Source organism: Staphylococcus debuckii (genome assembly GCF_003718735.1).
Lineage (GTDB): Bacteria > Bacillota > Bacilli > Staphylococcales > Staphylococcaceae > Staphylococcus > Staphylococcus debuckii.
Genome location: NZ_CP033460.1, coordinates 228,165 through 240,393, shown reverse-complemented (window position 1 = coordinate 240,393; position 12,229 = coordinate 228,165). Strand labels below are relative to the sequence as shown.

9 protein-coding genes are annotated in these 12,229 nt (G+C 37.2%); 2 read left to right on the top strand and 7 right to left on the bottom strand.

Features of this window, described 5'->3' with window-relative positions; translation table 11 throughout:
- Window positions 1–117: 117 nt before the first annotated feature.
- Window positions 118–1,620 carry a trypsin-like serine peptidase gene (locus tag CNQ82_RS01165; protein ID WP_240624897.1) on the bottom strand — a complete coding sequence of 501 codons (1,503 nt, stop codon included), beginning with the start codon at window positions 1,618–1,620 and terminating at the stop codon, window positions 118–120.
- Between the two features lie 257 nt (window positions 1,621–1,877).
- Here CNQ82_RS01165 and pbp4 point away from each other — a divergent pair, with 257 nt between their 5' ends.
- Together pbp4 and CNQ82_RS01155 are read left to right on the top strand one after the other, a co-directional pair.
- Window positions 1,878–3,107, top strand: a complete 1,230-nt coding sequence (gene pbp4 / locus CNQ82_RS01160; RefSeq protein WP_123143702.1) for a penicillin-binding protein PBP4 — start codon at window positions 1,878–1,880, stop codon at window positions 3,105–3,107.
- Between the two features lie 47 nt (window positions 3,108–3,154).
- Window positions 3,155–4,573 carry a pyridoxal phosphate-dependent decarboxylase family protein gene (locus CNQ82_RS01155; protein WP_164711919.1) on the top strand — a complete coding sequence of 473 codons (1,419 nt, stop codon included), beginning with the start codon at window positions 3,155–3,157 and terminating at the stop codon, window positions 4,571–4,573.
- A 67-nt stretch (window positions 4,574–4,640) separates the two neighbouring features.
- On the opposite strand, the gene CNQ82_RS01150 is transcribed toward CNQ82_RS01155, so the two are convergent.
- From CNQ82_RS01150 to walK, 6 genes are all read right to left on the bottom strand, one after another.
- Entirely contained in the window at window positions 4,641–6,155 is a 1,515-nt protein-coding gene (locus CNQ82_RS01150; protein WP_164711918.1) for an MFS transporter, read from the bottom strand.
- Between the two features lie 133 nt (window positions 6,156–6,288).
- Window positions 6,289–6,768, bottom strand: coding sequence for a 23S rRNA (pseudouridine(1915)-N(3))-methyltransferase RlmH (rlmH, locus tag CNQ82_RS01145; protein WP_123143699.1), 480 nt, complete (start codon window positions 6,766–6,768; stop codon window positions 6,289–6,291).
- Window positions 6,769–7,200: 432 nt separating this feature from the next.
- Window positions 7,201–8,001, bottom strand: coding sequence for an MBL fold metallo-hydrolase (locus CNQ82_RS01140; protein WP_123143698.1), 801 nt, complete (start codon window positions 7,999–8,001; stop codon window positions 7,201–7,203).
- Between the two features lie 270 nt (window positions 8,002–8,271).
- Window positions 8,272–9,060 carry a two-component system regulatory protein YycI gene (locus CNQ82_RS01135; protein WP_123143697.1) on the bottom strand — a complete coding sequence of 263 codons (789 nt, stop codon included), beginning with the start codon at window positions 9,058–9,060 and terminating at the stop codon, window positions 8,272–8,274.
- Window positions 9,057–10,391 carry a YycH family regulatory protein gene (locus CNQ82_RS01130; protein WP_123143696.1) on the bottom strand — a complete coding sequence of 445 codons (1,335 nt, stop codon included), beginning with the start codon at window positions 10,389–10,391 and terminating at the stop codon, window positions 9,057–9,059. Before CNQ82_RS01130 ends, CNQ82_RS01135 begins: the two co-directional genes overlap by 4 nt.
- Window positions 10,381–12,225: a cell wall metabolism sensor histidine kinase WalK gene (walK, locus tag CNQ82_RS01125; RefSeq protein WP_123143695.1), complete on the bottom strand. Its 1,845-nt coding sequence runs from the start codon at window positions 12,223–12,225 to the stop codon at window positions 10,381–10,383. The genes CNQ82_RS01130 and walK overlap by 11 nt, the downstream gene beginning before the upstream one ends.
- Window positions 12,226–12,229: the final 4 nt, after the last annotated feature.

The following is a 12,229-nucleotide window of genomic DNA, read 5'->3' as shown; positions in this document are numbered from 1 at the left end:
ATCTCTGTTTATCTGCATATTTTTCCTTTTAATAACAAAAAGACTACTCTATCAGACAAAACACTTTACCCGTTTTTTGTCATTTGATGAGTAGTCAATATGAATGAATTGAAAGTATTATTTTATATTTTTTAAGACTTCTTTACGAAGGTTGCCTCTTAATTCTGCCATGGTATTAAGGTTGTACTTTTGATATTCACCTGAAGCAATTCTGAAAGCATGTACGCCGATGACTTCACTTTTACTATTTAAAATAGCACCCCCTGATGAGCCTGGCTCAGCCATCATTTGATAGTAACCGATTGGATTGACGTTACGTGCCATCATGGAGTATTTACCTCTTGAATGATACATCGTGCCCATTGGATCATTTTTGAATTGACCAGCAGGCAAACCGTAATGATATAAGTGAATCGGTGTGTTGGCTTTCATATTCGTTATCGAAGCTTCTGGCGCAATTTTACGTACGCTCATATATTTAGAAATATCTTCATTCGTATACAATAAAGCCACATCGCCATACTGCATCATTTTAACACCTGTAACTGTAAGTGTACGCATCACTTTGGAACCTTGTTGCGCTAAATTAATGCGTAAATTTTGCACTTTAGACGGCGTCATCGGTTTATGTGCTTGTTGATCATTCACTACATGATTTGCTGTCAAAATAGTATGTTTGCCTATAGCTGTTCCAGTTCCATACGTTAAAGCTTTAGCTGTTGGATTCCAATTATATACCGTAGCGATATTCGCAGCTTGGGGTGTAGTATGCTCAATAGACACCCCTTTATTACCAGATGCTTTCATAATTTTTAAAGCATCATTAATGCCAGAAGCATACGTAGTCTGTCCAAAATCACGAACATTGTCGCCACCAGGCATATTAGCGGGCCAGCGTTTGGGTGCTTGGTTATAGTAATTGCTTGCGGTCGGTTTTGACGCTACTTTTGGTGCAGGTTTCGGTACAGCTTTAGGTTTGCTTACGACTTTAACCGGTGCCTTTTTGACCGGTTGACTTTTCGTAGTTGTAGCTAACAACTGCGGCTTAGCTTTTGCAGTTGTCGCCTTGCTTTTCGGTGCAGTTTTTACAGTTTTAGGCTGAGCTTTTACTGCCACTGCAGGTTTCTTAGTGTTCACAGGCACTGTCTTTTTCGGTGCTACTGCTACTTTCTTAACTGGAGCCGCTACTTTAGGCTTAGCTTTAGTCGTATTAACTGTGCTTGCTAATAATTGCGGTTTCATTTTCGGCGCAACCTTAGCAGGTGCTTTCGCTGATTGAGGTACGTTCTTATAATTATGAACTACTGTCGTTTTCTGAGGTAGTTTATTTTGTGTCATTTTCGGAGTAGTTGTGGACTGAGATGTAGTTGGTATCTTCTGAGATGGCACTACTTTCGTATTTACAGTTTTCGTTGCTGTTTGCGGTGCTTGTGTATTACCTTGAGTTTGATTCATTTTTCCATTGATTACTTTATGATTGACGACTTTATTGATTCCTGTCGTCTCTGCAGCTTGTACTTTATTCACTTGAAACATCAAGAGTACGCAAATCATCATTAATCCTAATGCGACGCCATAAATATACTTTCTCATCCCAGCTTTCTTAGCCACTTTTATCATCCCCCGCTTATTGTGTAAAACTATACACTTTATTACTTCTTAAATATCATATACTTTACAACTATGTATAGCAATACATTTTTGCATAAACTAATAGATTTATTTTCGTTTATTTGAAAATTCACTTCTGAAGGAGGAAACAGCTTTTTTAAATCGAAATAAGAAACGATTTGAAAAACTTTTAATATAAGTTGAATGTATTTTTTTGTTATCGTAAAATTGAATTATATGATTGCATAAAGGAAGGAATTTTTAATTTGAAAAGGATTCTAAGTATTATTATTTCGATTTTATTTTTAGGGTCAGTTCTTATAACGCCCAACGTTCACGCACAACAAACGCCAGTGGAAATTTCGAAACACTATCACCAAACTTTAGATAAGCAATATAATCCTAAAGGTGCCTATGTGGTGACGCAGCAAGGTCAGATTCTCTACAATTATCAAGGAGACCAAAGTATTGATCCCGCTTCTACCACTAAACTCATGACTGCTTATTTAGTTCTAGAGGCTGCCAATCAAGGAAAGATTCATTACTCGGACAGCGTAAAGATTACTCCTAGATATGAACAGCTGGCGCAATTACCCAATCTCACTACTTTTCCTTTAAAAAATAAACAAACTTATACAATAGATCAGCTCCTTAAACAGGCGATGCTCGAATCAAGCAACGCAGCAACTATCGTTCTAGCTGAGAAAGTAGATGGCGATGTTTCACGTTTCACAGATAAGATGAATGCAAAAGCGAAAGAATTAGGAATGATACATACACATTTCACCAATCCTAGCGGCGCCAACAATCGTTTAATTCAACAATTTGCGCCTAAAGGCTATGCAAGCGAAACCGCTTCAAAAAGTACTGCCAAGGATATGGCGATACTATCAAGAGCGATTATTAAGAAATATCCTAAAATACTACAGTACTCATCATTGCGCACAAATTCGCAATATGGAAAGACTTTAACGAATACCAATCTTTCACTACCAAATTCGGTTGATGCTTGTAAAGGAGTTCAAGGTTTGAAAACTGGCACAAGTGAAAACGGCTATAATTTAGCACTTACAGCCGAGCGCAACCATTTGTGTATCGATACGACAGTTATGAATGTACAACCTTATCCGAGCGAAGTTTCAAAACATGCGCGTCAAAAAATCGCGAATGCTTTAACTGAAGATGCCTTCAAACATTATGAATATCGTAAAGTTATTGGCAAAGGTGAACATGAAATTGACGGCAAAACTTATGAAGTCAAACAAGATTTATATGATGTCGTTCCAAAAGACAAGCATCAATACAAATTGAAAATCACAGATGATAAGCTGCAAGTCGATTACCCTCGTCAATTTCTGAAAGGCGCACATGCACCGAGTGTTAAAGCGCAGCACGTTATTCATTGGGGGCGGCACCTTCTGGGTTTCGTCGTTATGGTTAGCGTGGTTTTATTAATATCTGCTATCATTTATATTGTAGTAAAACGTCGTAATTAATACGTCTGTCTTTTATTAAAAATATAATTGAAGGAGAGAGTATGGAAATGGAATTCAATGAGAACAATATCGACTTAGAGACGATTATCAGAGATGAAGTTAATAAATATTTATCCAGAGATATTGGAGACTTACCTGCGACACAACAGGCACCGCTTGAATTGAGAGAGAAATATGAAAAGATGGAAGTGCCGAATAAAGGGCGAGATATCTATGAAGTACTCAAAGATTTAAATAATGAAGTGCTGAATTATTTATATCGTCCGAACCATCCGCGTTCATTCTCATTTATACCAGGTCCAGCATCACGTCTATCATGGCTTGGAGACATTTTAACAACAGCAAATAATATCCATGCCTCTAATTTTGCCAATGCGACGCTGCCGATTAATATTGAGCGTAATTTAATTAACTACTTAGCAGGAAAAATCGGCTATAAGATCAAACCGGCCGGCGGTGTCTTTGTATCTGGCGGTTCAATGGCCAATTTAACAGCTATCGTTGCGGCTAGGGATGCCCAAGTAGAAATGGAAGATATTAAAAAAGCCACTGTTTATCTCACATCTCAAACGCACCATTCTGTAGGCAAAGCCTTGCATGTTGCAGGCTTCCTTAAAAATAATATCCGCAGAATTGAGTACAACGATGACTTTACAATGAATACAGATAGCTTAAAAGCCGCAATTGATAAAGATATTGAAGAAGGTTACAAGCCTGCTATGGTGATTGCGACTGCAGGCACGACTAATACAGGTTCTGTCGATGATTTCACCACACTTGGAGATATTTGCGATCACTACAATCTATGGCTGCATGTAGACGGTGCTTATGGACTATCACATATCTTATCCGATAAAGCACAACACTTATTTAAAGGCATTGAACGTTCAGATAGTGCCAGTTGGGATGCTCACAAATTACTGTTCCAAACATATAGTTGCGCTATGGTAATCGTGAAAGAAAAGAATCATCTGCTGCAAAGCTTTGGCGAAGATGCTGAGTACTTGGATGACATTGCTTCAGATGATGATGTGATTGATCCAGAAATGTTAGGTATCGAACTTACACGTCCTGCACGTGCTTTAAAATTATGGATTACTCTGCAAGTCATTGGTGAAGATGAAATTATCGAGCGCATTAAATACGGCGAAGGTTTAGCAGAATACGCAGAAGAATACGTGTCAGGTCTCGATAACTGGCGTATTATCTCACACGCTAATCTTTCCATTGTGAACTTCAGATATGAAAACAGTGATTTAACTGAAGTACAAAATAATCAACTCAATAGTATGGCTGCGCAAAAAATTGCAGATTCTGGTTATGCCATTGCTTATACCACAGTATTGAATAACCAACGTGTCATTCGTTTATGTACAACGAACCCATTAACGACACATGATGATATTAGAGAAACAATAAATCGCCTTGATCAGTATATTGGTGATTACGATATGAAAGATGCTTAAATAAAAATACTTCCTGATAGTAAGTAACCCCCAAAAAGTTGAACTTTTTAGGGGTTCTTTTTTCTCTTTATGAAGATTGATTTTCTAAGTGTAACTTAGCATCTTTAGCAGGTTTTGCTGGTGTGATACGTCTACCTTTTCCTAAAATCATTTGAATAATAGAAGAAACGAGCATGATAACATTAAAAATAATCATTAAGAAAAATACTTTATGATCAGCGTTGATGGCTACATCTTGCATTTTCTTCATATAGATTAAAGGATTAGTAATATTTTCACCATATAAGGATTGCGTTCCTTTCTGGATATTATTTTTCATCATGTAAGCAATAATAGGTACTAACATAGCCGCACTGTAATTACGCAGTGTATGCATGGTTTGTGAGCGTTGAGAGGCCTTTAGTAAATCACCATCTAATAAAGTTGCCATAGCACCACTTACTAGGGTCATACTTGCGCCGAAACCTAATAAGAAACCTTGGAAATAGAGAAGCGGAATATTGACCGTATTCTCTAAAATAATCCAATGAATGCTGACATATAACAGTGCTGATGAGCCTAGAGCACCTAAGAATCCAGCACCCACTGCGCTATAGAAGAACATTTTCAAGAGTCCTGTAATAAGTACTCCAATGAAAAAGTAAATATAAAATCTTAAAGAAATTGAAAAAGGTAATTTCAAAATACGTAAAATATAAACGTTGATGCCCGCAATTCCAGATAATAAAGTGAGATGCGAAGAAATCGCCATTACTGCCCCGACAAGAGGTTTCTTAGTTAATAATGATTTAAAGTGCACTACGGGATGTTCAGCTGCTTTATTAGTAATAACAAAGTTGACAATAAAGAGTAACGCTAAAAGCAATAAAGGCCACACCCATAATGAACTCCAACCTTTTTGCGTTAAGACCGACATAGGAAATACTAATGCTAAGGTGCCTAAGACGAGTGTCGTTATCAGGGGTTTACTAATATGAATGTCAGAAGTTTCATGATGCTCTTCCTTTGTTAATAAAAAATAACCAATAATGAGACATAACACTGCTGAAATAATATTAACAATAAACACCCATTGCCATTTATCGAGTTCGAGTGACAAGCTGCCAGATAAACCACCTAAAGCGTTAGCACCAAATAAGCCGACAATGACCATAAATAAGAAGACATTACGATATCTTCTAGGGAAATTGACGAAGAGTTTAGGTAATAAAGTAAAGAATAATACACCCGTACTAAAACTTTGTATCGCTTTAGCGATGGATAAAATAACTAAATCGAAAGAAAACAAACCTATAATAGAACCGATTAAAAATAAAAAAACGAAGAATAAATAATTGCGTTTAAAACCAAATTTATGAGTAAGTGTATGACCGAGAGGAACACCCAGCGCAAATGCAAAATTGCCTATAACTGAAGGAATAATAAGATGTTGAGAGCCGATACCAAATGAAGTTTGAAGTATACCTTGATTGAGGCTATATGCTAAATTTGAAAAATACTGAGAACCAATGCCAAACACAGTAATAAAGGCAAGTACCATGATTTCTAGTACACGGCCCTTTCTTGTTAACCAAAACTCCATAATAATTACTCCCTACTAATTTAAAATCCTCAAATAAATTGTGTAACTTAATTATTCTACTCCTATTTTTTGCATTGGTAAACAATAAAGTTGTATTCTTACTCTTTTGGGAGATGTATAGAGGGGAAACATATCATTTGTGATACGCTTCTCCGCGCATTATCTTAAATGCTCTATATACTTGTTCTAGTAATATCACACGCATCATTTGATGTGGAAAGGTCATTTTACTAAATGAGAGGGCATAGTTACTTCTGTCTAAAACGTCTTGGTGTAAGCCGTTTGAGCCGCCGATCACGAAAGTAAAATCACTTTGTCCTTGTACCATACGTTGCTGCAAGTTCTTTGCTAATCCTTCTGATGTTAACATGTTGCCTTTAATCTCTAATGTAATTACTGTGGATTGCGGTTTGATTTTTGCTAAGAGTCGTTGTCCTTCTTTTTGTTTCACTTGTTCGACTTCTTTATGGCTCATATTTTCGGGTGCTTTTTCATCGGGTACTTCGATGACTTCAATTTTAGTATAAGCACCTAGACGCTTTTGGTATTCTGCTATCGCTTGTTTCCAATACTTTTCTTTTAACTTACCAACAGCTAATACTGTAATTTTCATTTGAATCCTCCAAATATTTAGAAGTTATTCGAGTTATCCACAAGTTATTCACTTATACACACGATTCTGTCTTAATAATCTGCTTATGTATATAAATTCAGTGTTTTTTTACTCAATTTATCCTCAATTCTGTGATTAACTTGTTAATATGTGGATAACTCTGTTGATAATGTGGGTATTTCTTTGTGGATTGTGCACAGTTGTGAGTAACTTGTCCTCTTCTTGTGCATAACTTTGAGGTGAGTCTTACATAGTTATTCACAAGTTAATGCTTTCTTTACATATAACTGTCACTCATTATCATCGTTTCTCCAACCCAAATTATACCATGCAATTTTAAACAGTTTGCACTCTCCAAGTGTTCTTTTCCATAGAAAAAGACTCCCGGATGTCATAATTTGTCCGAGAGTCGTCTTAATGTGTCTATTTGATTTAAATGGTATAAATCGGTGTCGGTTCTGCTTTATCTGTATCGCAGAGCAGCACTTCTTTATTGGTATCGATATCGTGTTGGTTCAAGACTTGTCCTACGCTCATGCGCGCTAAGTCTTTCATATTGTTATCGCGTGATAAGTGTGACAGATAGATACGTTTAGTATTACCTGTAATGACGTCACACATTGCCATTGCGGCATCTTCGTTTGATACATGGCCCATATCGCTCAAGATACGTTGTTTCGTCTTCCATGGGTAACGGCACATGCGTAACATATCTACGTCATGGTTGCTTTCGAACATGAAGGCATCGCTACCGCGAATCATGCCTTTCATGCGGTCTGAAACGTAACCTGTATCTGTAATCATCGTAAATTTCTTATAGTTATTATGGAAGATGTAAAATTGCGGATCAATCGCATCATGAGAGACGTTGAATGATTCAATATCAAAGCCGCCTAATTCATGCGTTTCATAAGGGTTGAAGATAAATTTCTGATCCATTGGAATCTTGCTATCTTTCTTTTCAATGGCTTTCCATGTCTTCTCGTTCGCATAAATCGGTAATTTGTATTTACGCGCAAGTACGCCGAGACCTTTAATATGGTCGACATGTTCATGGGTTACTAATATACCGTTCAAGTCCGCAATATTTCTATCAATCTTACCAAATAATTCTTCCATCTTCTTGCCGGTTAACCCGACATCAACAAGCAGGCTGCCTTTATCACTTTCAACATAAGTGGCATTGCCTGTACTGCCACTCGCAAGTACGCTCATACGTATCAAGCGATTCACCCTTTCTAGTTTCCAAATCTTAATTTATATTATCGTATGTTCATTAATACTATTATCACAAATTTAAAACACTTTGTTAAAAATACGGCTTATAATGACAGGATATGTCAATGGTTATATTGCCGTTTGTGTGGCCGTACTCTGCCGTACCACTTAAAAACGAAATTTCACTCTACAATTATACACCTTTTTGTCCTCACTTCCTACCTTGCAGGTAAAAGAAAAGAGCACCCGTATAAAAGAGGGGTGCCCTTAATGAAGCATTTAGCTTTAACGCACAATAATTTTAGGATTCTTAGAGGTCGCTTCTACATAATAGGTTTTATCATCTTTTTTACCTGAATGGTTGACCTTAATTTCCCAGTTAGCTTGGAAAACTTGTACGTTTGTTTCTCGAACCACTGAATAATAACCTAAGCGTACGCTTGTAACGGCGTCATTGCGTTTCAGGTAACGGTTGTAGTATAAAGCTTCAATCGCTTTACGTGCGCTCACAACCTGCTTCTCTTGGTTATTTTCACCTTTTGAAGGCCCGATTTCAGCAATAGCCCTTTGATGATAACTGCTGGCTTCTTCATTATCATTAATCTTGAACTTCAACATGGCTTTATCATTATTCATAATAGGCAGTCCATGATAAGTTTGTTCGAAGACCGCTTCATTATCATCTGTATTATAAAGCTGATAATACTCGCCTTTGTAAACATTATTCTTCATATAAGATTTAAGCGCAGTTACTTGATCTGCAGAAACACTAATTGCTGGACTGATGGTGCCGGAAGCTACTTTACCGCTATCCTCTGATTTCACATCAGACTTGGATTTCGCGTAGTCTTTGAAATCTTTAGAACGACCTGTAATAAGTTGTGCTTTAATACCACGCGCATCCGGCAGTTCTTTCGGAATTTTTATTTCTTCTTGTTTGAAATCTACTTCATTTGTGCTTTCTACATCATTGATGTGAGATTTATTAATTTTATTCACATACATAATGGCTAAGCTGATATTAATAATCAGGAATACGAAAATAAAGAGTGTCTTAGCATATTTCCAGTTCATTCTTGCAGACCTCCATTCTCGTAAACATACCATTTACCATTGTATTGAATATACCATTCTGGTACGTATTCGCTTGTACGTTGGACTTCGATATCGTTATCATCTTTTTCTTGCATTTTATAGCCAACAGTCATATTCGTTACCTTTTTAAAGTCGAGATTAGGGTTGTTGGCTAAATTAGAACGCACAGTTTCTGCACCTGGTAAATCTTTCTTATCTTCTCCACTATCAATCGTAATATTCGTTTTCAATAATGAGCGCGCATAACTAAAGATTCCTTTTTCTCCCCAAGAGGTCTTAATCGTACTTAAATCATTTTTATTAAAGACCGGAATACCGTTTAAGAACATTTGATAAGTCAGTTCTCCAGATTTCGGATCAGCTTCAAATAAGCGATAATCATCTGTAAAGCCACCATGACTATTAATAAAGTCGAACGTACTTGGTATTGTTTTAATCATATCTTTCGATTTCGATTCATCTTCTGATAAGTTCGTATAACGATAGAATTCACGTTTCGTATTATAAGTGGCCACACCTGTATTATTATTATAGGTTGTATTGCCGCTCTTAGAACTGCGCACTACTACCGAGTCATTGAATAATATAGAGTTCATCGTTTCTACACTGATATGATTGAAAATCGTGCGATAGCTTTTCAAATGTTTAGGCTTCTCTGGTGCGAAAATATGTGACGCTGTATCAATGGTTTCTTTACCTGTGATAATCTCAGAGAACGGTGTAAGCTCAGGCTGGATGGTTTTCACCATCTTTTTCACAGTACGGCTCGGAATGGAAGTATTCAAGCGCATTACATGATGACGATCGTTACCAATAGCATAAAGCACAGCCGTTTTCTCTTGATCGGCATCAATAATCAAGCGACTGAATTTAAATTTGCTTGGAATCTTAGTATCCATATTTAATACTTGTCCTAGATAAGTCGTTAAAGGCATATCATAGGTGAAATCCAACGCTACAAAATTGTCACTGAGTTCCGGAATAAACAAGTTATGGTCATGATAAATTTCAGACGCACCCGTAATCTTCTGGTTCTTCAGTATTTTTGCGACATCGCGATTCAACTTACGTGTTTCTAAGGCGCCATCCGTCTTATCACCGTGATTATAGATGACTTGGTAAGGAGAGATGGCACTGTCCATGGTTTCAGAATTCGGCTTGCCGATTGTATTCTCTGTAGTTTTCTTACTATCTTGGCTTTCTATATTCGCTAAATCCGGAGAAAAGTTCCACATTAAATACGTCAACACAATACTCATCAAGACAAGCAGTGTCAAAATAACTGATTTCGCTGCTTCCTTATGCCTCATCCCAATCACCATCTTCTATGACTTCACACGGTAAAGTGATGAAGATTGAAGTACCTTGGCCTTCGACACTATTTGCCCAAATACGGCCATTATGTGCTTCGACAATTTCTTTAGAAATCGCTAATCCTAGACCTGTACCGCCCATTTTACGTGCACGTGCTTTATCGACACGGAAGAAACGATCGAATATCTTATCTACTTTAGTAATCGGAATACCGATTCCGTTGTCTTTGATACGTATCGTCATGCGATTATAGAGCGGATTAGGTTTCACATGAAACTCTACGCGTTTATCACCACGTGAATATTTCGTCGCGTTAGTAATGACATTATCAAACACCTGCGTCATCTTATCTGGATCAATTTCTGTAAAAATAGTTTCGTCTGGAATATCGCGTACAAATGTAACATCTTTGGCTGCCATTTCATGACGGTTAATAATCTTGTTGATGAACATATTAAAGTCGACGATTTCTTTCGTTACTTGGTTTGAAGCATTTTCTTCATTCGCATTATCCATTTTAGATAATTGCAGCAAGTCATTGACCAGACGAATCATACGCACGGTTTCTTCTCTTGTCACAGATAAGAATTGCGGTGCGATTTCCTCATCTTTCCAAGCGCCTTCTTCCAAGGCTTCAAGATAACTGTTCATTGATGTTAACGGCGTCCGTAATTCGTGTGAAACGTTGGCTACGAACTCACGGCGTTCACGTTCATTTTGTTGTTGTTCAGTAACGTCATGCAATACTGCGATGTAACCTGTCACAAAGCCAGTGTCTTGCACAATCGTACTGAAGCTGACACGCGCAATAATGCCTTCTTCCTCGTTAATATCTAACAAGAAGCTGTTATTATTTTCTTGCATTTCATCTAAAGCAAACTCATCTTCAAGATCTAAGACGCTAAGCATGTTGTAGCCCATAACGTCTTCTTTTGCCATACCTAACATTTTAAGCGCCATATCATTAACGATACGGATACGGCCACGACGGTCGGTCGCAATAACTCCGTCGCTCATATGCGTGATAACGGAGTCCAGACGCCGCTTCTCACTCTCTGTATTCGCTTGTGCTTCTTGCACACGTTTAGACAAGTTGTTGAAGGCTAAAGCAAGCTCACCAATTTCATCGTTACCATAAATCTTCACACGTTGTGTATAATTCCCTTTAGACATTTCGACGGTTTGGTTCCGCATATCCGTAATCGGTTTAGTAATCGTACGGGCAATGAAGAAACCTAAGAGTCCTGTGATAAAGAGAGAAATTGCTGTACCGACAATAAAGATTTGGTTAAAGTTATTTAATTGGTCATAAACGCTATCAATATCTGATTCGATATAAATATCGCCGATAACACCTTTGGATGATTTAACAGGCAAGTTATAAACCCACACACGTTGTTTACCTTTACCGTAGTCTTTCAGCATTGTATGATCGTTAGGCTGACCAAGTGATAAAGCTTTTTGTACAGATGTATCATTCGCTTTTTGGTTTACAATGCTCTGTCTAGATTGTTTAGATGTTGCAATGATAATTTGATTCCGATCGATATAATTAATTTGTTCTATCTCTTGGCGATTGGCATATTCGTTTAATAGATTTTGTATCTCTTTTTGCCCATTATCCGAATTATCTTCTTCTTTTACCTTTTCCACGTTAATCTCGATCTGCTTCGCGTATTGCGAAATATTGTTCTTAAATGTCTGTGTCAATTCTCGTTCTAAGTTATTAGTAAAATATAAACCAATAATCTGCATACCGATAATAATCAACAGCACATAAACAATAACGAGCTTTGTGTGTAAGGATTGAAACTGTTTAAGCCATTTCATAAAA

What these genes read in the sequence shown, in the direction of transcription:
- CNQ82_RS01165 (WP_240624897.1), bottom strand. Translation starts at nt 1,620, where the DNA reads ATGATAAAAGTGGCTAAGAAAGCTGGGATGAGAAAGTATATTTATGGC.
- CNQ82_RS01155 (WP_164711919.1), top strand. Translation starts at nt 3,155, where the DNA reads ATGGAATTCAATGAGAACAATATCGACTTAGAGACGATTATCAGAGAT.
- CNQ82_RS01150 (WP_164711918.1), bottom strand. Translation starts at nt 6,155, where the DNA reads ATGGAGTTTTGGTTAACAAGAAAGGGCCGTGTACTAGAAATCATGGTA.
- rlmH (WP_123143699.1), bottom strand. Translation starts at nt 6,768, where the DNA reads ATGAAAATTACAGTATTAGCTGTTGGTAAGTTAAAAGAAAAGTATTGG.
- CNQ82_RS01135 (WP_123143697.1), bottom strand. Translation starts at nt 9,060, where the DNA reads ATGAACTGGAAATATGCTAAGACACTCTTTATTTTCGTATTCCTGATT.
- CNQ82_RS01130 (WP_123143696.1), bottom strand. Translation starts at nt 10,391, where the DNA reads ATGAGGCATAAGGAAGCAGCGAAATCAGTTATTTTGACACTGCTTGTC.
- walK (WP_123143695.1), bottom strand. Translation starts at nt 12,225, where the DNA reads ATGAAATGGCTTAAACAGTTTCAATCCTTACACACAAAGCTCGTTATT.